This is a genomic window from Clostridium sp. B9, from assembly GCF_050509515.1.
Lineage (GTDB): Bacteria > Bacillota > Clostridia > Clostridiales > Clostridiaceae > Sarcina.
In genome coordinates, this window is record NZ_JBNWKA010000003.1 from 1,296,062 (window position 1) to 1,317,921 (window position 21,860).

The window sequence follows — 21,860 nt, forward strand, 5'->3', positions numbered from 1 at the left end:
AAATATTAAATAATTAAATAAAAATGATAAAAAATAAAAAAATATTGTATAAATTAGAAAAAAGAATAAAAAATTACATAAAAATATGATATACTAACAAATGTGTTAAGAAAATGTGTATATATTCAAAAAATATACATATTTGGTTTTGGAATACTATATGTAAATATTTATGATTAGGGGATAATCATCATATGGTAAAACAAAGTAAATAAAAAAACAAAGGGGGAACCTAAGCTATGAAGGTCAATTTAGCTAAGGAAAAAAGAAATAAGTCAAATTTCTTAAAGAAAACGTCGGTAATTTTAACATTAACGTCATTTATTACTGTAGGAGGAGCAAGTTCTGTTTTTGCAGCAACAAATAATTCTAAGTTGGATTATAGTAATATTGCTATTGAAAGCAATTATGAGAATTCTTTAAATAAAAAAGATTTCAAAGAAAATATTGCTGAAAACAATATGTTATCTGGTTATGCTGTTCAACTAGAGGATACAGATAATAAAAAAACATATACGTTCTCAGAACTAAACAAGTTAAGTTATGATGAATTGATTGATTTTATAAAAACTAAAGGCTATGAAAAAGTTCAAGGTTTATTTGAGTTTAATTCAGATTCATATAGCTTTTTTGGCGATAGAAATCGTGTACAAGCTATTATTAATGCTTTAGATGAAGCAGGAAAAACTTATACACCAGAGGATGATAAAGGAATTCCAAGTTTAGTAGAATTTCTAAGAGCTGCTTATTATTTAGGGTATTACAATGAGCAGTTATCATATTTAAACACTTTAGAGTATAAAGAAAAATGTTTGCCAGCAATGAAATCTATTGAAGGAAATGCTAATTTTAGATTAGGGACTCAAGCTCAAGATGAGGTGGTATCAGCTTTAGGAAGACTTATAGGTAATACAACAGCTGATGCTGAAGTTATAAATAATACAGCACCAATATTAAAGTCATTTAAAGATAATATAGGTAAATATGGAAGTAGCTTTTATAAAGGAAATGCTGTATTTAATGTAATGAAAGGCATTGATTACTGTACAAATACATCAGTATATGATGCTAAAGACTATAATGCTAAGAATACAATATACTATGGAAAAATAAATCCATACATGAATGAACTAGAAAGTTTATGTTCTATAGGGGAGAACTTAAATACTGATAATGCATGGGTTGTAAATAATGCTATCTACTTTACAGGAAGAATGTCTGTTTTTAGAGAGGATAATTCAATTTCTCAAAGAGCTTTAGAAAATGCAATGAATGAATGTCCATATCTATCATATCAATATATAAGTGCTGCTAGTGAGTTAGATTCTAAATTTGGAGGAAAGAATTCACAAGGGGAAGATATAGATTTTAAGAGCATAAAAGAAGCAGCTCAGAATAAATATTTATCAAAAACTTATAGTTTTGATGATGGAAAATTTATTGTAAAAGCTGGGGATAAAGTTTCAGTGGAAAAGATACAAAGGTTATATTGGGCATCAAATGAAGTAAAGGCTCAATTCTTTAGAGTAGTGCAAAATGACAAAGCATTAGAAGAAGGAAATCCTGATGATGTTTTAAACGTTGTTATATATAATTCTCCAGAGGAGTATAAGCTTAACCTATTATTAAATGGATATAGTACAGATAATGGTGGAATTTATATTGAGCCTAAAGGTACTTTTTATACATATGAAAGAACTCCAGAGGAAAGTATATATACTTTAGAAGAGTTATTCCGTCATGAATTTACTCACTATCTTCAAGGAAGATATGTAGTTCCAGGGATGTGGGGAAGAGGAGATTTTTACAAGGAAGGCGTTTTAACTTGGTATGAAGAAGGAACAGCAGAATTCTTTGCAGGATCAACTAGAACAGAGGGAATAAAACCAAGAAAGTCAGTTGCAGGTAATATTGGACATAATAGAAGTGAAAGAATGAATCTAAATCGGTTATTACATGCTAAGTATGGATCTTGGGACTTCTATCATTATGGATTCGCATTTTCAAATTACATGTACAATAATGGAATAGAAACTTTTAAGAATCTAACAAATTACATAATGAATGATAATGTACAAGCTTATCAAAACTCTATTCAATTAATGTGTAGTGACTATAATCTAGAGAATGCTTACCAAGAATATATGGATAATTTAGTTAACAATATAGAGCAATTAAATGTACCATTAGTATCTGATGATTACACAATTGGGCATTCAGAAAAAGATATAAATGAAATATGTAATGATATAAAGGAAGCTTCAAATATAAAAGAGCTTTCAATAAAAGCAGAACAATCACAATTTTTCAGTACATATGATATGAGTGGAACTTATGTAGGGGAAAGAAGTAATGGAGAAGCTCAAGACTGGAATAATATGAATAAAAAGCTAGATGGTATTTTAAAAGAATTAGCTAAAAAGGATTGGGATGGATATGGAACAGTTACTGCATATTTTGTTAATCATAGAGTAAATCAAGATGGAAATTATGAATATGATGTAGTTTTTCATGGAATAAATAAAGATTTAAATGCACCTAAAAATAGAGCGCCAAAGGCAATTATAAGGGCTAAAGATTCAGCAAATGTTGGAGAAAAAATTATTCTTGATGCTTCTGAATCAAAGGATAGTGATGGAGAAGTAGTTAACTATGAATGGACATTCTCAAATGGAGATATTATTAATGGAGCTAAGGTAGAATATATATTCAATGAAGAAGGAACACAATCTGTAAAATTAAAGGTTACTGATAATGAGGGTGCTACAAGAACTACTAACAAGAATATAGAAATAAAAGAGGTAGTTCCTACTGAATATATGTATGAGAAAGAAAAAAATAATACATTTGATGAAGCTAATAAAATAGATAAAGCTAATAAAATGATTTTAGGTTCTTTTAGAGATGGAGATACTGCAGATAAGTATTATTTTGATGTTTTGGAAGGTGGAAATGTAAAAATAAGCTTAGAAAATACAGATTCAATAGGATTAAATTGGACTTTATATAAAGAAGATGATTTAAAGAATTATATTTTATATCCAGAGCAGAATACAACTAATATGATGAAAGGCGAAAAATTCTTAGAACCTGGTAGATATTATATTAACGTTTATACTTATGATGAGAAAAGTGGAGATTATAATATGGTTCTTAGAGGTGCTGTGGCTAATAGTGAAGGACAAAAGGAACCAGAGGTTTTAAAAGAAACAGAAAATAATGATGCTTTTGAGAATGCAAATGAAGTTAAGGCAAATAGCAAAATAAATGGGCAATTAAGCAATGAGGATAATAAAGATATATTTAGTATAAATATAGAAAATCCAAGTGATTTAGATATAGTTGTTAAAAATAAGGACAATATAAAAATGAACTGGTTATTATATTCAGACAATGATTTAAGTAATTATATGGATTATGCGGATATTGATGGTGATAAGCTTTCAAAAACATGTAAGTTAAATCCAGGTAAATATTATTTATGCGTTTATCAGTATGATAATTCTGGAACAGGTGATTATACTATAGAATTAGTAAATAAGTAATATAATAAATTCAATATTTTAGGTGGATTTTTAAAAGGTAGATGGTGAGCATCTACCTTTTGTTTATAGTAGAGAATATTGTTATAAAATTCTATATTATTTTAATGATAATAAAATGGAAATTAGAAAAGTTGTTATATTTTAAAATTAAATATGGATAAAATGTGTATAATGTAAAAATTATATATTTTAGTAAAAAATATGTAATTTTGGTTTATAATTAACATGTCGATATAATAGTAAATTCAAAAAAAGTTTTATCGATAATTTTGGGATAAAGGGGAAATTATAAATTGTTTAGTAAGAGATTTAAGAAACAAATGGCTTATGTTTTAGCAAGTACATTTTTATTTGGATTTATCAATCCTAATTCAATCAAAGTATTTGCATCTACTGGGGTAGAAATTACAGATGGAATAACAGTAACTGCAAAAGGAAATACAGAGGGGAATACAGCAGATCTAGTTATAGACGGTGATTTATCTACATATTGGGAATCATCAAATGATTATAGATGGATAGAAATCGATTTAGGAGAAATTTATAATTTATCAAAGATTGAGATATTTAATAATGAGGGATCAATCTATAAATATAATATATATGCATCAGAGGATGGAGAAACTTTTAATAAGGTTTCATATAAAAACGATAACAATATAGCATCAGGAAGTGGAGATGTACATGCTCTTGAGGATATAAGAGCTGGAAAGCTTAGAATTGATGTTGTTCAAAATAGTAATGGGGATAAGGTTAATATAGCAGAAATCAATATATTTGGAGAAAAAACTGGAGAAGCATTACCAGAAGTAGCGCCTATATCAACAAGTGATTTTAGTGAGACTAAATGGTCTGAAGAATATGAAAAATTTGAAGCTGATAGTCAGTATGCTAATGAAAAAACTATAAATGAGATTAAGAATTTGGTTAGTAGAGTAATTGGTTCTGAATTTGTTCAACATTTTTCTTTTGAGTTAAGAGAAGAATTAAATGGAAATGATGTTTTTGAGGTTTCTGATTCTACAGATGGAAAGATATTAATAAAGGGTAATAATGGAGTTTCATTAGCATCAGGATTTAACTATTATTTAAAGAATTATTGTAATGTTAGCTATAATCCAATAATGGGTTCTAATTTAAATATGCCAAAGGAACTACCTAAGGTTGGAGATAGAATTGTTATAGATACACCATATGAGCATAGATATGCATTAAACTTCTGTACTTATTCATACACTATGTCTTTTTGGGACTGGGATCAATATGAGGAGTTCTTAGATTGGTGTGCAATGAATGGTGTTAATTTAGTTTTAGATATAATTGGACAAGAAGAAGTATTAAGAAGAACATTAAATGAATTTGGCTATAGTGATGAAGAGGTTAAGGAATTTATTTCTGGGCCGGCATATTTTGCTTGGTTTTATATGCAGAACATGACTGGATTTGGAGGACCACTTCCAAATGATTGGTTTGAGCAAAGAGCAGAGCTTGGAAGAAAAATGCACGATAGAATGCAAAGCTTTGGAATTAACCCTGTTCTTCAAGGTTATTCAGGAATGGTTCCAAGAGACTTTAGAGAAAAAAATCCAGAGGCTCAAACTATTTCACAAGGTGGATGGTGTGGATTTGACAGACCAGATATGCTTAAAACGTACGTTAATGAAGGGGAGAGAGATTACTTCCAAGAAGTTGCAGACGTCTTTTATGAAAAGCAAAAAGAAGTATTCGGAGACATTACTGATTTTTATGGTGTTGACCCATTCCATGAGGGGGGAAATACTGGTGGATTAGATAATGGAAGAATATATCAAATAATTCAAGATAAAATGATAGAACATGATGAAAGGGCTATTTGGGTTATTCAGAATTGGCAAGGCAATCCAAGTAATAACAAATTAGAGGGATTAACTAAGAAGGATCAAGCTATAGTTTTAGACCTTTTCTCAGAAGTTACGCCTGACTGGAAGAGACTAGAGGATAGAGATATTCCTTGGGTTTGGAACATGCTTCATAACTTTGGAGGAAGAATGGGAATGGATGCTGCACCAGAAAAGCTTGCAACAGAAATTCCAAAAGCATTAGCCAATTCAGAGCATATGGTTGGTATAGGAATTACTCCAGAAGCCATAAATACAAATCCATTAGCTTATGAACTTTTATTTGATATGTCTTGGACAAGAGATCAAATAGATTTTAGAAACTGGACATATGAATATATTGAGAGAAGATATGGAAAGATTAATGATGAGATATTAGAAGCTTGGAATGTTATATTAGATACAGCTTATAAGAAGAGAAATGATTATTATCAAGGAGCAGCTGAGTCAATAATAAATGCTAGACCAGGATTTGGAATACAAAGTGCTTCTACATGGGGACATTCTAAGATTGTTTATGATAAGGCAGAATTTGAGAAAGCAATTCAGTTATTTGCTGATAACTATGAGGAGTTTAAGGATAGTGATGCTTTCCTTTATGATTTTGCAGACATCTTAAAGCAACTTTTAGCAAACTCAGCTCAAGAATATTATGGGGTTATGTGTGATGCCTATAATAATGGTGATGCAGAAAAGTTTAGATTTGTTTCAGGAAAATTCTTGGAACTTATAAAATTACAAGAGAGTGTTTTAAGTACAAGACCAGAATTTTTAATAGGAAATTGGATAAATGATGCTAGAACAATGCTTGAAGGAGCGGATGATTGGACAAAGGATTTATTTGAATTTAATGCTAGAGCTTTAGTCACAACTTGGAATCAAGAAATAATGCTGATGGTGGAGGACTTAAGGATTACTCTAATAGACAGTGGTCAGGATTAACTGAGGATTATTATTATACAAGATGGGAAAAATGGATAGGTGGATTGCAGACAGAGTTAGATGGAGGACCAAATGCAACTAGGATAGATTGGTTTAAGATGGAGTATGACTGGGTTAATAAGAAAAGCGATACAGATAAACTATATCCAATAGAAGCATCAAATGGAAATTTAGGTGAGTTAGCTAAGATAGCTATGGAAGGGTATTCTGTAACAAATATGGAAAAAATCCTAGGTGATATTGAAACAAGTGAGAAAGTAAATATTGCCTTAGGAAAAGAAGTTACAAGTGATACTCATGGAGAGGCAGTAGATAGCCCGCTAAGTAATATTACTGATGGTAATACTGGTTCAATGTGGGTTGCAGATAGAGAAGGATATCCATCTAGTGTAATAGTAGATTTAGATGGAGTTAAGAGCGTAGATGGAATAGAGTTTGCATTTAGAAATCAAGCAGGAGATAGAGCAGTAGCTTATAAGGTTGAAGTTTTAGATGAAAATGGACAATGGGTTATGGCTAGTGACAAATCAGCTGATTATTCTAGTAAGGGAATAATAGAAAAAGTTGACTATAAAGGAAAGGCTCAAAAAGTTAAAGTGACTTTAACTGATGTAGACTTAGAATTAAGTCCATCATACACAACAGCAGAGTTAGCAGAAATAATGGTTTATGAAGGTGCAGAGCAAGTTGAGGAATATACTAATGTTGCATTAGGAAAGCCAGTTACAGGTTCTGAGTCGGAAGGTGGAAAGCCACTATCAAATATAACTGATGGAAATTTAAATAGTCTTTGGGTAAGTAATGGAGGACAGACACCAGCATCTGCATCTATTGATTTACAAAGAACAGAAAATGTAGAATTCTTAGAGTTGCATTTAGAAAAGGCAGGATTTAGATTCCAATTTAAAGTAGAAGTTGAAGACGCTAATGGAAATAGAGAAACTGTTTTGGATATGACTTCAAATACAGAGGATAATGAAAAATCTTATAAGATTCCTGTAGGAAAAAATATAAATAAAGTTCATGTAACAATGACAGGAAAAGCACAAGGTGGGGAATATCCAGGAGCATGGGCAGCTATTGCTGAAGTAAAGGCTATGTCAAAGGAAGAAAAAGTAGAGTATGTTAATCTTGCTGAAAATAAGTCAGTTACTGGATCAGCTTCTCAGGGTGGAAATCCTTTATCAAATATAACAGATGGAGATTTAAATTCACTTTGGATAAGTGCAAATGGGTCAATACCTGCTAATGCTACTGTAGACTTAGAGGGGAATAAATTTGTAGAATTCTTAGAGCTTCATTTTGAAAAAGCAGGATTTAGATTCCAATTTAAAGTAGATGTTGAAGATGCTAATGGAAATAGAGAAACTGTTTTAGATATGACTTCAAATATAGAGGATAATGAAAAATCTTATAAGATTCCTGTAGGAAAAGAAATAAGTAAAATACATGCGACAATTACAGGAAAAGCAGAAGGTGGAGAGCATCCAGCAGCATGGGCAGCTATTGCGGAGATAAAAGCTATGGGTGAGGAAAGCTCTAATAAGGGAGAGCAAGCTTCAATAGCTATACCACAAGGAAATATGACTGCTACAGCTACATCAGAGCATCCGAATGTTGGAAGTGAAGGATTAGCTAGTTTTGCTATAGATGGAAACCCTAATACAATATGGCATACTAACTACTCACAAATTCAACCATTACCACAAAGTATAACATTAGAGCTTGGTGGAGGTTATATGGTTAATAAATTTACTTATCTACCAAGAACAGGTTCCCCAAATGGAATAATAACTAAATATGAATTACATTTAAGTGAAGATGGAGAAAACTTTACTAAAGTTTCAGAAGGAGAATGGGCTGACGATGGAGCATTAAAAATAGTGAGTTTTGATGCAAAGAAGGCCACTCATGCTAAGTTAGTAGCTGTAGAGGGAATTGGCGGATTTGCTTCAGCAGCAGAATTAAATGTTTTTGCTATTCCAGAAAATTTATCATTATCAGATAGCACTACTGTTCAAGCTACATCAAATCCATCAGAAGTAAATAACTTAAAAGATGGAAATGAAAGTACATTCTGGAGTCCTGTAAGTGGAGAAGATAAGAGTGTAATATTTGACTTAAGCAAAGAAAAAGATATTGCAGCTATTGAAATTTTAAGCGGAAATAATGAAGCTTTAAAATATAGTATAGAAGGATCTAATGATGGAAGCGAGTGGACAAGCATAGTTAATAAAGCTGATAATACTGTAAGTTTAGATGTCTATTCAGAAGTATTTAAGAAGCCTATAGTTAATAGATATATAAAAGTTAATTTCTCTAGTGAAAATGTAAAAATAAATGAAATCAGAATTTATAAGGGTGATTCTATTTCAGCACTTTCAAATTATATAAGCTATGTAGAAGGAATATACAATAGTGCAGTTGTTGGAGATATGGCTGGTAATTATACGGAAGAGGCTAAAAATAGTCTAGGAAATGCAATTGAAGAAGCAAGAAATGCTATGAGTAATGATATCAACTCATTAGAAGCCAAGGAAGTTCAGAACAAACTTAAAGTTGCATTAAATGATTTTTACAAAGGTGTTGTTGAAATAAATAGAACTAAATTAGCTACGTTAATAAGTGATGTTGACTTATTATTAAATGAAATTCTTCCAAAAATAAAGAATAATTTAAACTTAAGTTCAAGAATTATCGTTGAAGGAGAAATTCAAAAATTAAATGGAGAAAATATTAAGGCTAAGGAAGTTTATAACAAGGTTCCAGTTTCTCAAAGTGAGATAGATGGTGCATATGAAAGTCTTAAGAGTGCTTTAGATTCTTATTATGATGCAGTAGATGCAGAAACAGCTTATCAATCTATGATTCTAATAGCTAAGGAAAAGGCGGCTAATGCAGTTGTTGGAGAGGGAGATGGACAATATACTCAAGAAAATTTAGATATATTTAATGAAGCGATTAGAGTTTCAGAGGAAAACTTCCAAGGAGCTACTACTCCTAATGAAGTAAGAAACTTAGTTGAAGAGTTAAAAACTTCTATAGAAAAGTTTGAAGACTCAGCTAATATTGTTGAGAAAGGTGCTTTAGAAGAGCTTATTAACTCAGTAGGCAATAAGATAAATAATGCAGAAGGAGTATATACTCCTAATGGAATAGATGAATTGAAAATAGCAGTTGAAGTGGCTAAAGAAGTATTAAATAATCCTAACTCAAGCCAAGGTGCAATTGATGAGGCTATTAAAGCTTTAGTTGATGCAGAAGCTAAATTTGAACTTTGTAAGATACCAAATAAGGAAGAATTAGTTTTAGAAATAGAAAGAGCTTATGAAGTTTTAGAAAATGTTAAAGCATTTGGTGGTCTTGATGAAATTCAATTAAGATTAGAGGAAGTTATTTTAGAAGCAGAAAATGTTAATAATGATGTAAATGCATTAAAAGAAAATGTTGATTCTGCTATAGTTAACTTAAAAGTAGTAATTCAAGAAGCTTTAGATGCTATGGAGAACACTGATATAATAGTTAAACCGGTTAGAGATTTCGAGGCAACTAAGGTTCAGAAGAAAAAGGTTAGAGTTGAATGGAAGTTGCCAGAAAACACTAAGGGATTAGAAGGGTATATCCTTTATAAAGATGGTAAGGAGGTTGCTGAAGTTGGAAAAGATGAAACTAGTTATGAATTTAAAGATTTAAGTAGACATACTATTTACAACTTTAAAATAGCAGCTAAATATAGTAATGGAGAAATTTCTTCAAAAGAATCTATAACTTTAAGAACAAGTAGATAGCTTTTAATATAAGGCCCGCTCAAATAATTTATATATAAAATCCATAGCACTTTTTCTTAATTAAACTTTCAGTGTAAATAAGAAAAGTCTATGGATTTTTTTATTTGAAATTTAAATGGAGATAAAGGTGATATATTTCAGTAATTAAATAGTTTCATTTAGCATATTAATATAATAGACAAGTTTTAGTATTTTTAAGACGATATCATATCAGCAGGCGAGGGGGAGAAGAAATATGAAATATTTAGGATATGCCATTATTGTGTTAAGTCCAGTTTTAGGTCCATTTTTCGGTGGGTTGTATGATTATTTAATAGCAAGATTTCTACCTTTTATGCTTACTAGTGAAACACCACTTGTAGTAGTATTTGCAACTTTAGGATTAATTCTAGTATTAAAAGATGATGGTAAAAAGAAAGAAGAAGATAATCTTGCAGAATATTAAAGGGTGGATAGATATGAAGAGGGAAGAACGGAAGGTTAGAGATATAAAAAGGACAAGTATTTATTACTTGTCCTTTTGAGTATTTTTATATTAAAACTAAGTTGAGTTAACTTTAAATATAGTTTCTAACTTTAACTATTTCATTATTTTTCTTATATATTCTAGGGACTCTATGGCTTATCATACATAGGATTTCATAGTTTATAGTTCCCATTATTTCAGCCATATCATTAGCATCAAATTTAAGTCCATCAGCTTCACCAAGAAGTATTACTTCATCACCAGTTTTGACTTCATCTATATGAGTTACATCGATCATACATTGATCCATACAAACTCTTCCTATAACATTAGCAAACTGTCCATTTATGATAACTTTAGCTTTTCCACTAAGAAGTCTTGAGTATCCATCGGCATATCCAATTGGTAGTGTAGCTATTTTGCTTTTACTTTCTGTTTTATGAGTTCTTCCATAGCTTACATACATATCTTTTTCAAGTTCTTTAACATATGCAACTGTAGTTTTTAATGTTAGTGCAGGAAGTAATTTTAAGTTTTCTTTTTTTACCTCTTCTGAAGGATAATATCCGTAAGATATAATTCCACATCTAACTCCATCTAAATATGTTTCAGGAAGATCTATTATGGCACCACTGTTTGAAGCATGTTTTAAAGGAATGTGAACTCCATTCTCTTCAAGAGCTTTATTGAAATTCTTTAATTTTGAAAATTGCTCATAAGTATAAGTTTTATCTTCTTCATCTGCAGTAGAGAAGTGAGTGAATAATCCAACGACTTCAATACCAGGTAACTTACATATTTCTAAAACTTTTTCCAAGTTTTCTTCATTAGGTAAGAAGCCTATTCTACCCATACCTGTGTCTAAAGCTATGTGTATTTTAGCTTTCTTTTTTAATCCAACTGCAATATGAGATAATTCCTTTGCATATTCTAAGTCATAAACAGTTTGTTCTATTTTATTATTTATTAAATCCTCTGCAAAGCTTAAAGGAGTATATCCTAAAATCATTATTGGAGCTTTTATTCCAGATAGTCTAAGCTCATCAGCTTCAGTTATTATTGCTACAGCTAATTTTGAAGCACCGTTTTCTAATAGCGTTGGAGCTACATCTAAAGCACCATGTCCATAAGCATTAGCTTTAACAACAGCTATTATCTCTTTATCTCCAACTAAATTTTTTATTTCTTTCATATTGTTTGCGATTGCATCCAAATCTATTTCGGCCCATACAGGTCTAACACATATATCCATAATTATCTAAACACCTCAAGTAATCTTTTGCTTTATTAAAAATTTTATTATCAAATACAATGTATTTTACTATTATTATTTAACTCATAAAGAGAGTAAAACTTATAATAGTGAATTCCTATAATACTATTATAAGATATTGTAACATAAAATGAAGAACCACCCTAATCGTAATTTTAAATGGTAGTGGCTTCATTAGATAATTAAGTTTATAGGCTATGTTTTATGAAAGTGCTGATTTCTAGATGTATTTTCAGATACAACTTAATTTCGTAAAGAGTTTATATTGGCTATGCCAGAGGAATAGCTAAGGATTATTAAGATAGTATTTTATTTATATCTATAAATTAACTTTACTTGAAACATAAATAAATCTGTAAGTTATTTGAAATAGACAAGTTAAGGTAGAAAATTTTCACTATAAAAGAACTAATTATGTATATATACTTTAGTAGAAATTATAATTTTTAAGGGAGAACATATATGGAGAATAAAAAGAATTTAAACGGAACTATATTGATACTAACTGTTTTTGTAGGATTCTTAGTTTTTGGCCTATCTGAAAATATTAAAGGACCAGCTGTTCCAAGAATTCAGGAAGATTTCTTTTTAAGTGAGTCACAAATAGGGTTTATGTTAGCTTTAAATTCTATAGGCTATTTGATAGCATGTACCTATACACCGTTTTTATCAAAGAAGATAGGACTTAAAAACACTACGGTTTTATGCTTTTTAATCATGGCTTTTTCAGGAATATTAATAGGTATGTCACAAAACTTTGTTATGTTTTCTGGATCATATTTTGTTATGTACTTAGGAAATGGGATGCTTGAAATTGCTTTAGGTGTAATTGCAGCCATAGCTTTTACAAAGAATACTGGAACTATGATGAATTTAGCACATTTTTTTTATGGGTTAAGTTCTATGGTTGCTCCGCTTATAGCAACTAAACTTATGCTTACAGATATTTCTGGACAAACTTTGGGATGGAGAGGAATGTATTTAATAGTTTTAATGCTTTCTTTAATACCAATAATACCAACTTTATTAGGTAAATTCCCAAAATCAGAGGGAGAAGAGCAAGTTTCAATAAAAGAATCCTTTAAAGAAATGGGTAAAAATAAAAAGATACTTTTAATAACTTTTATTCTATCTTTTGGGGTAACTTGTGAGATGACTGTTGGAGGATGGTTAGTTAATTATTTAGAAAAAGCACAAGGATTTTCTAGTGGAGATGCATCAAAAATGCTTATGGGATTTTTCTTCTGTTTTATGTTAGCTAGATTAATATTTGGTCCTATTATAGATAAAGTTGGTTTTGAAAAATCACTTTTAATACTTTCAGCTTTTGCAGGGATTTCTATATTAGTAGGAGTTTTAATAGGAAGTGGAGCTAATTTCTTATTAATACTAGCTGGTTTTGGAATATCACCAATATATCCAACTGTTATGGCTATTATAGCTAAAGAATTTAGAGAAAAAATAGAAATTGCCATGTCATTTATTTTAACATTCATGGGAGTTGCAATTGTTATAGGAAATTTACTTGTAGGAGTAGTAGTTGATTTGGTCAAGATTATCTTTTCTAATATTTATGGAATTGAGGTAGGGACTAAATTAGGATATAGTGCAGGTTTCTTATTTATAGGTTTTTGTAGTTTAATATGCTCATTAGGAACTATTAAACTTTTAAAGTTGATAAAGGAAGAAAAAGATTTCAATAATTTAGAAACTACAGTATAGAAGGATTAATTAAATATATATGGAAAATAAATAATATACGCACTATTTATATTTGAAACAGTTACTCCAATATTATATAAGAAAATAACTTTAAGGTGTAAAGATATAGGATTTTAATAAGAAAATTTTATAATAAACTAATTTTTATGATTTAGTATAAATTGATATTTAAATGATATAGGAGAGTAAAAATGTTAGATAAAAGTGTTGAATTTTTTAGAATAGTTTTAAAAAGAGAACAGGGAAGGGAGATAAAAGAAGCTAAATTACCAAGTGGATTTAAATTTGTTAAGTTTCAGGAAGGTGATGAAAGGGCTTGGGCAGAAATTGAAAGTTCAGTTTTAGAATTCAATAGTATTGAAGAGGGTGAAAAGTACTTTAGAAAGAAGTTTTTACCACATTTAGATGAAATAAAAAGAAGAATGATATTTATTGAAAATGAAAATGGAGAAAAGGTTGCAACATTTACAGCGTGGTGGAGATACACAGGTGAAAGAAGACATCCTTTTATGGAATGGGTATCAGTTAAGCCAGAATATCAAGGAAAAGGATTAGGAAAAGCCTTAATATCTAATGGGGTGAAGCTTATGGTTAGTATAGAGGGAGATTGTATTATGTATATTCCAACTCAAACATGGAGTCATAAGGCTATAAGATTATATAGATGGGCTGGATTTGAATTTGAAACAGAAGAAAAGTTTCCAGGAGGAATTGAAAATCAAACTTTAAAAGGAATAGAAGTAATAAAAGAGTTAATTGGCTAGTTTACTTGGAACTCATGTAGTATGGACATATATAATAGCAATTGGAATTTATATAATATTTATTTTGTTTATAAGAAAGGCTTTAAAAGATAATAAGTTTTTTAATAAGATTTTTATAAAAATATTAATAGGTAACTTTATCTTAGTAGGAGCTGTATTATCTATGCAGTTCATAGGTATATAACTAGTAGTTTATTCAGAATTATTACTATATATTATTAAAACTCAGGCTCTATTTTAAATGAGTGTTGATTTCTAACTATATCTAGAAAGCAACTCTTGTTTAAGGTAGAGCCTAAAATTATTATATTTAATTAATGTGTTAAAATAATTTTAAGGCGTTTTTAACTAATAATATTTATGATATTATTAGTTAAAGCTTAGGAAAATACTGTAATATATAATCTTTGATTTGTTAAATAGTATTTTAATAGAAATCTTATGATATGGGGGCTAGAAAAAATGAAGGTAACTGAAAGAGTAGAAGCTTTAAGAAAAGTTATGAAGGAAAGAGGAATTGATTATTATATAATTCCAAGTGGAGATGCTCATCAAAGTGAGTATGTTTGTGAATATTATAGGGGCAGAGCTTATATGTCTGGATTTACAGGTTCAGCAGGAACTTTATTAGTTGGACATGAAAAAGCTATTTTATGGACTGATGGAAGATATTTTATCCAAGCATTAGATCAGTTAAAGGGTTCTGGAATTGAAATGTTTAAAATGAGAATACTAGGATGGCCAAGCTTAACTGAATGGTTAGAAGAGAATTTAAAAGAAGGAGAAACTTTAGCCTTTGATGGTAAGGTATTTTCTGCTTCTCAATATAAAGAGTTTCAAAATATTAAAAAAGATAAGAAGATAAACATTGAAATAGAAGATGATTTATTAAATGAGGTTTGGTCAGACAGACCAGAGCTTCCTAAAGAAAAAGCATTTTTACATGAAGTTAAATATTGTGGAAAGAGTGCTAGTGAGAAGTTAGGTGAAGTTAGAGAAAATATGAGAAAGCTTGGAGCTTCAAATTACATTGTAGCTTCTCTAGATGATATAGCTTGGCTTTATAATATTAGAGGTAATGATGTTAAATGTAATCCAGTAGTTTTAAGCTATGCAATAGTTAAAGATGAGGAAGCCTTATTATATGTAGATAAGGAAAAGTTTACAGAGGAAATGGAAGAAACTTTAAAATCAGAAGGTGTAATCATAAAAGAATATAATGAGATTTATGAAGATGTTAAAAGTTTAGAAGGAAAAACATTAATTGATCCTAATAAGATAAGTTCATTTATTTATGAGTGTATAGAAAATAAGGAAAGTATAATTGAAGGTGAAAATATAACTACTAAGCTTAAAGCAGTTAAGAATGAAACTGAGCTAGAAAATTTAAAAAGATGCCAAGTTAGAGATGGTGTGGCTATGGTAAGATTTATGAAGTGGCTTAAAGAAAACATTGGCAAGTGTGATATAAGTGAAATATCAGCAGCTGATAAATTGGAAGAGTTTAGAGGATTAGGAGAATTATTTAAGGGAATAAGCTTTGAAACTATAGCAGGGCATAAAGAACATGGGGCTATGATGCATTATTCTGCTACAGAAGAAAGTGATTATATTTTAGAGCCAAGAGGATTCCTATTAATAGACTCAGGTGGACAATACTTAGATGGAACTACTGATATAACTAGAACTTTTGTTTTAGGAGATTTAACTGAAGGACAGAAAAAAGATTATACTTTAGTATTAAAAGGACATATAGGGCTTATGATGGCTAAGTTCTTAAAAGGAACTACAGGATCAGCATTAGATATAAAAGCTAGAGAACCATTATGGAATGAAGGGATTGACTATAAGTGTGGAACAGGACATGGGGTAGGATTCTTCTTGAATGTTCATGAAGGCCCTCAAAGTATAAGTCCAATGCCAAACAAGATTGCTTTAGAGCCAGGAATGATTTTAACTAATGAGCCTGGTGTGTATAGAGAAGGAAAATATGGAATAAGAACAGAAAATACTATGGTGGTTGTAAGAGATAGTATTTCAGAAGAGTTTGGAGAATTCTATAAGTTTGAAACTATATCACTTTGTCCAATAGACTTAGAAGCTGTAGAAGTAAGTTTATTAAGTGAAGTAGAGAGAAAGTGGTTAAATGATTATCATAAAAATGTTTATGAAGTTTTATCACCATATTTAAATGAAGAGGAGAAAATGTTCCTAAAAAATGAAACAAGAGCAATATAATTAAATAAATTTTTAGGCTGTATTGGAAGTAATTTTAATACAGCTTATTTTAAATATTATTATGAGATTTAAATAGGGAATAGATAAAGGAGTTGTTATTTAGTTTATGACAGTGATTAAAGAAACTGGAAAAATATTATTGGTTTATTTTCTTTCAACAATAGCTTATTCAATAGGAATTGTTGCTACATCAGACGAAATAGATTTTACAACATACTCTGAACTTAAAAAATATTGGATAGCATTAATATTTTTTAGTATTGTATTTTTGCTTTTAATAAGATTATTGAAAGTAAAATTTGAAACAGTTGTTATATTTTTAGTTATAATAATGTTTTTACTTTTATTTTTAATAGTAAATAAGGGCTTTTTTGAAACTTATATAGGTAGTACTCCAGATAATCTGAAGTTTCCAATTATGAGTGTTATTGCAATATATACTACAATGCCATTCCAAGGAATTATATGGACATTAGTAGGCTTTGATATGGTTAAAATAACAGAAGTTATAGTACCGTTATATGTAACATTATTAGGATTTTTAAGCTACTTCATAATAAATATTAAGAAAAATAATGTTGGTTAATAATTCCATATTATTTTATATTAATATGGTTTTCAAATTTTTACAGGAGTATAATAAAATCATAATATTAGCTTAAGAATATTATATAACTGAAGAGAAGGAGATGATTTTATGGCTAGTAGATTAAGAGCTTGGAATCAATCTATATTTGAGAGTGAAAGTAAAAGAAAAGTATACATGGGAATAAACTGGTTAATGGTAGCATTCTTAGTATTTTGGTTTTTCTATGGTGGAATTAAGTATGGATATAGAACAGTTTTATATACTATACCAATAGGAATAATTTTTCTTATGAATATAAATAGTGCTAAGAGAATAGCAGAATCAAAAATTAGTAAATAGATTGGAGAGAGAGTTATGGCAGATCAAAGATTAAATAAGTTAGCTAAATTGCTTGTAAATTATTCAACAGGGGTTAAGGAGGGAGACTTTGTTTTTGTTTCTTGTAATGAAGTTGCCAATCCTTGGCTTACTGAAGTAGTTAAAGAGGCTACTAAGGCAGGAGCTCATGTTGAGTATATTTTAGAATCAGAGGAAGCTAAAGAGGCAAAACTTAAATTTTCTACAAAAGAGCAATTATTATCAGGAAATTTAATAATGGAAACTATGCTTGAGAGAGCAGATGTTTGGTTAAGTGCTTGGGGAGAAAGAAATACTAGAGTATTTAGTAATATAGATTCAGAGAAAATAAAAGATAGTAGAGCAGGAGAAAAAGGTTGGAGAAAATTCTATTCAGGAAGAACTGGAGATGGTTCTTTAAGATGGTGTGGGACTCAATTTCCAACATATGCTGATGCACAAGAAGCTTCTATGAGTTTTAGTGAGTATGAAGACTTTGTTTATGGAGCAGGACTTTTAGATTCAGAAGACCCTGTTTCAGAATGGAAGAAAGTAAGTGCAAATCAAGAAAGATGGGTTAAATATTTAGATACTAAAAAAGAACTTCATATTTTAGCAGAAGGAACTGATATTAAGGTTTCAACAGATAGTAGAAAATGGATAAATTGTGATGGTAAAGAGAATTTTCCAGATGGAGAAATATTCACTTCGCCAGTAGAGAATAAGATAAATGGGCATATAACTTTCTCATTCCCAGGAATATATGCAGGGAAAGAAGTAGAAGGAATTGAGCTTGAGGTTAAAGATGGTAAAGTTGTTTCTTATAAAGCAGAAAAAGGGGAAGATTTATTAAAAGCACTTTTAGAAACTGATGAAGGAGCAAGTCATTTTGGAGAAGTTGCTATTGGAACAAACTATGGAATAAAGAAATTTACTAGAAATATGTTATTTGATGAAAAGATAGGTGGGACAGTTCATATGGCTATAGGAGATTCTATGCCAGAGGCTGGTGGAAAGAATGAATCATCACTTCATTGGGATATGCTTTGTGACATGAGAAATGGTGGAAAAATATATGCAGATGGAGAGCTTTTCTATGAAAATGGAGAGTTTAAGATGGAGATATTAGAAAAATATAACCTTTAATTTTGAGAGTAAGATAGCTTTTTTAATAATTAAGTAACTATTTCTTTATAGTGAATATATTAAAGTATATAAAAAAATAAAAAGTTTATAATTGCTTTAAAGAGAAGGTGGTATTATGGCTAAATGGAAATGTAGTGAAGAGAATAGGAGATTTAATAGGATATTAGATTTTGTTAATTTAGCAATTATTATTATAATGGCTGGTATAACGACTATGTTTTGGAGTAAGTTACCGGTTGTAATTGCAACTCATTATGGATTTAATGGAAAGGTAGATGCTTATGGATCAAAAAATACTCTATTTATAATTTTGCCTTTTATGATTTTTATATACTTATTATTTAGGTTTATAAGTAACAGACCTAATATTTGTAATTATACTGTGAGAATAACTCCCTTAAATAGAGAGGAACAGTATAATTTGGTTTCAAAATTTTTAAGAATATTTTGCTTAGAGATATTGATTTTATTTACGTATATACAAGCTAATATACTTTATTCAGCTGTTACTAGAAAGGAACATATATCGTTAATATTCATACCTGTAATTATATTGGGATTAATAATAACTACAATTATATATAACAAAAAGTCAAAGGCAATAGCATAGTGATTAAAGTTTTAGATAAAATCATGAAGAATATACACGCTTCTATAACTGTGGGCGATTCAAACTCACAAATCAATTAAGAATAGATAAGAGGAGAAATTAATGAAATTAATTTATGATATAGAAGAAAAGGATTTAGAAGAATGTGCAGAGCTTTTTGTAAAAACATTTAATGAAGAACCGTGGAATGAAAAGTGGACTGTTAAGAAGGCTGGGAAAAGGCTTAGTGATGCATATAATAGTCCAGAATTTAAAGGTTTTGTTTATAGTGAAAATGAGAAAATATATGGAGCTATTTTAGGTAATAAAGAGCAGTGGTATGATGGAGAACATTTCTATATTAAAGAGTTTTTTATAGATTCTAATATACAAGGAAAAGGAATAGGTAAAAAACTTTTATTACATCTTGAGAAGTGCTTAGAGAAAGAGGGTGTTTCTTTAATACATTTTTGGACACTAAAAGGAGATATAGCTGAGAAATTTTATAGAAAAATGGGATATGAGATTCCAGAGGAACTAACTTTAATGAATAAGAGCTTTAAACTTTAAATAAAGGCTCTGTTTTAAACTGGTGTTGATTTTATCTAGTCCTTCAGACCTACTTAAAACAGAGCCTAAATAAAAAAAGCTTATGTCAAGTAACTTAGTAATAGAATTTATAAATTATTAAGTCTTGATATGAGCTTTTTTTGACTGTAGATAATCTTTCCATATTTTATAGCAATTGAGAATTTAGTCTGTCAAAATATTATATTATGTTAATAAGAAAATTTAAGCTGGTGCAGAAGCTCCTTTTTTAATAGCCTCTTCACAAAGATTTTCTTTTTCTTTAGTTTCTTCTTTAGTATCATTATTTTTATATTGATATATTAAGTTAATTATGTTACCACTTATAGTAACTGCTAATATAGAGAATAAAACCTGCTTTAAGTCTAAGTAAACTAAAGAAAGTAATAAAACTATTGCATCTGTCATCATATATACATGGTTTACTTTTAAAGGAGTAAATTTATCTCCTAATAAGGCGATAACATCATCACCACCAGAAGCTCCACCACCACGTAATACAATTCCAACACCAATTCCAACACCTATACCGGCTAATATACTAGCTATCACCATATTGTCTGCAAAGCTAGGAACTAAGAATCCAATGCTTTCCCATAGTCTATATGATATTGAGAAACATATAGTTGAGAAAACTGAAAAGATAAGAAATCTTTTTCCAAAGAACTTTGCTCCTAATGCAAATAAAGATAAGTCTATTATCAAACTTGTTATTGATGGAGAAATATCAAATAGGTTTTTAAATAAAAGTAATAATCCTAAAACTCCACCTTCTGTTACATTATTTTGATAGTTAAAGTTATAACTACCAAATGCTAAGATACATGAACCAAGTGCAACCATAGTAACACTCTTCAAGATCTTTTTCCTCGAATCCAAAATACCACTCTCCATTTTAAATAAAAATTTATCAAAATAAAATAGTAGACTTTTATATAGGTCTACTACTTAAAAAGAAAAAGCATGAAACTGCTTAAAAAGTAATTTATGTAAATTACTAGTTTTAATTATAATGCTACTTAGAATTAATAGCAAACCATTTAAAACAAGAGGAATGGCTATTAATAAGCGCTAATCATTATAAACTTTAATAGCCTCTGTGGTCATCAGATTTCCTCCTTAGTGTGTATTCTTTCATCTATTCTTATTTGTAAATGTATTTTAAGGTTTAAATTATTTAGCTTCTACTTCCAAAAGTAAATTCATTTAGTGTTATTATTCCAAAGTAAAGGTAAAATACTGATACTAGGAAGCAAAGTGGGGTAGCTAAAGCAAATCCCATATTTAATAAGCAAAGAAGTGCTAATATTACTAAACATGGGGTTATACCATAAAGGCTAAGTTTAAAAGCACTTCCAAAGCTAAGGTTTATTTTCTTAGCACTAGCAATTATTTTTCCAATTATGGCTAATATAAATGATGCTACAAATGAGAATATCATAAATGATAATACCATAAGAGTCAAATACGTATTTCCTAAGGAATTGTCTAGTGTAGTTAAATAATTTTTTAGCTGAGTATCTGTTAAGGATAAATTCATACTAGAATAATCTGTAGTTCCTAAATTAGTATTATTATACTTAAAAGTTGCAGAATCTTTTCCAAGTGCTATTCCAGAAGGATAATCATTAAGAAGATTATCGGATGTTTCTTTATCATTTAATATAAAGGTTCAGTTTTCTTCTTGGAAGACGATAAAATTTGATCCTTTTAAATTAAGAACACCATCTTTAATTTCAAAAGGAGGAATTTTTTCCTCTAAAGCTTCTTTTCTAGCAACAAAGAAATTATTTAAATCAGAATAACTTCTACTAAAGGCTAATAATCCAAGTAATAAAGAAAGTAACAATAAATAGAAAAATGCTGCAAATCCGGAGGACTTAAGAAGCTCTTTATATTTCTTTGGTTTAAATAAGCTTACATAAAACCGCTTGAATATATTCATAAAATCACCCTTTCTTTTTTTATTAGTTTGCCACTTAGCTTAAAATTTATTA

15 protein-coding genes and 1 pseudogene are annotated in these 21,860 nt (G+C 29.5%); 13 read left to right on the forward strand and 3 right to left on the reverse strand.

Annotated features, from left to right (window positions below):
• Positions 1 to 239 precede the first annotated feature (239 nt).
• The 4 genes from ACQZHJ_RS05815 to ACQZHJ_RS05830 all read left to right on the forward strand — a co-directional run bounded on the left by ACQZHJ_RS05815 (position 240) and on the right by ACQZHJ_RS05830 (position 10,597).
• Positions 240 to 3,545 carry a collagenase gene (locus ACQZHJ_RS05815; RefSeq protein WP_430484599.1) on the forward strand — a complete coding sequence of 1,102 codons (3,306 nt, stop codon included), beginning with the start codon at positions 240 to 242 and terminating at the stop codon, positions 3,543 to 3,545.
• A gap of 293 nt (positions 3,546 to 3,838) precedes the next feature.
• The gene (locus ACQZHJ_RS05820; RefSeq protein ID WP_430484600.1) at positions 3,839 to 6,364 is read left to right on the forward strand and encodes an alpha-N-acetylglucosaminidase TIM-barrel domain-containing protein; all 2,526 of its coding nucleotides are present in this window, start codon (positions 3,839 to 3,841) and stop codon (positions 6,362 to 6,364) included.
• Entirely contained in the window at positions 6,295 to 10,152 is a 3,858-nt protein-coding gene (locus ACQZHJ_RS05825; protein WP_430484601.1) for a discoidin domain-containing protein, read from the forward strand. The genes ACQZHJ_RS05820 and ACQZHJ_RS05825 overlap by 70 nt, the downstream gene beginning before the upstream one ends.
• A 235-nt stretch (positions 10,153 to 10,387) precedes the next feature.
• Complete coding sequence (locus tag ACQZHJ_RS05830) at positions 10,388 to 10,597, forward strand: hypothetical protein (protein WP_430484602.1); 210 nt, start codon at positions 10,388 to 10,390, stop codon at positions 10,595 to 10,597.
• Between the two features lie 112 nt (positions 10,598 to 10,709).
• On the opposite strand, the gene alr is transcribed toward ACQZHJ_RS05830, so the two are convergent.
• Positions 10,710 to 11,870: an alanine racemase gene (gene alr / locus ACQZHJ_RS05835; RefSeq protein WP_430484603.1), complete on the reverse strand. Its 1,161-nt coding sequence runs from the start codon at positions 11,868 to 11,870 to the stop codon at positions 10,710 to 10,712.
• A 483-nt stretch (positions 11,871 to 12,353) separates the two neighbouring features.
• Here alr and ACQZHJ_RS05840 point away from each other — a divergent pair, with 483 nt between their 5' ends.
• The 9 genes from ACQZHJ_RS05840 to ACQZHJ_RS05880 all read left to right on the forward strand — a co-directional run bounded on the left by ACQZHJ_RS05840 (position 12,354) and on the right by ACQZHJ_RS05880 (position 19,845).
• On the forward strand, positions 12,354 to 13,613 hold the full coding sequence (locus tag ACQZHJ_RS05840; protein ID WP_430484604.1) for an MFS transporter: 1,260 nt from the start codon (positions 12,354 to 12,356) through the stop codon (positions 13,611 to 13,613).
• A 191-nt stretch (positions 13,614 to 13,804) separates the two neighbouring features.
• Positions 13,805 to 14,377 (forward strand): GNAT family N-acetyltransferase, encoded by a 573-nt coding sequence (locus tag ACQZHJ_RS05845; RefSeq protein WP_430484605.1) that lies wholly within the window; start codon positions 13,805 to 13,807, stop codon positions 14,375 to 14,377.
• On the forward strand, positions 14,370 to 14,561 hold the full coding sequence (locus ACQZHJ_RS05850) for a hypothetical protein (protein ID WP_430484606.1): 192 nt from the start codon (positions 14,370 to 14,372) through the stop codon (positions 14,559 to 14,561). The genes ACQZHJ_RS05845 and ACQZHJ_RS05850 overlap by 8 nt, the downstream gene beginning before the upstream one ends.
• A 278-nt stretch (positions 14,562 to 14,839) precedes the next feature.
• Positions 14,840 to 16,615, forward strand: coding sequence for an aminopeptidase P family protein (locus tag ACQZHJ_RS05855; RefSeq protein ID WP_430484607.1), 1,776 nt, complete (start codon positions 14,840 to 14,842; stop codon positions 16,613 to 16,615).
• A gap of 106 nt (positions 16,616 to 16,721) precedes the next feature.
• The gene (locus ACQZHJ_RS05860) at positions 16,722 to 17,201 is read left to right on the forward strand and encodes a hypothetical protein (protein WP_430484608.1); all 480 of its coding nucleotides are present in this window, start codon (positions 16,722 to 16,724) and stop codon (positions 17,199 to 17,201) included.
• 111 nt (positions 17,202 to 17,312) lie between these two features.
• Positions 17,313 to 17,543 carry a hypothetical protein gene (locus ACQZHJ_RS05865; protein ID WP_430484609.1) on the forward strand — a complete coding sequence of 77 codons (231 nt, stop codon included), beginning with the start codon at positions 17,313 to 17,315 and terminating at the stop codon, positions 17,541 to 17,543.
• A 15-nt stretch (positions 17,544 to 17,558) separates the two neighbouring features.
• The gene (locus ACQZHJ_RS05870; RefSeq protein WP_430484610.1) at positions 17,559 to 18,686 is read left to right on the forward strand and encodes an aminopeptidase; all 1,128 of its coding nucleotides are present in this window, start codon (positions 17,559 to 17,561) and stop codon (positions 18,684 to 18,686) included.
• 115 nt (positions 18,687 to 18,801) lie between these two features.
• Positions 18,802 to 19,296, forward strand: coding sequence for a DUF1648 domain-containing protein (locus ACQZHJ_RS05875; RefSeq protein WP_430484611.1), 495 nt, complete (start codon positions 18,802 to 18,804; stop codon positions 19,294 to 19,296).
• A 102-nt stretch (positions 19,297 to 19,398) separates the two neighbouring features.
• Entirely contained in the window at positions 19,399 to 19,845 is a 447-nt protein-coding gene (locus tag ACQZHJ_RS05880) for a GNAT family N-acetyltransferase (protein ID WP_430484612.1), read from the forward strand.
• A 222-nt stretch (positions 19,846 to 20,067) separates the two neighbouring features.
• Here ACQZHJ_RS05880 and ACQZHJ_RS05885 read toward each other — a convergent pair whose 3' ends face one another.
• Positions 20,068 to 20,721, reverse strand: a complete 654-nt coding sequence (locus ACQZHJ_RS05885) for a YitT family protein (protein WP_430484613.1) — start codon at positions 20,719 to 20,721, stop codon at positions 20,068 to 20,070.
• Between the two features lie 319 nt (positions 20,722 to 21,040).
• Positions 21,041 to 21,808, reverse strand: a pseudogene (locus ACQZHJ_RS05890) (DUF1189 domain-containing protein).
• Between the last annotated feature and the right edge of the window lie 52 nt (positions 21,809 to 21,860).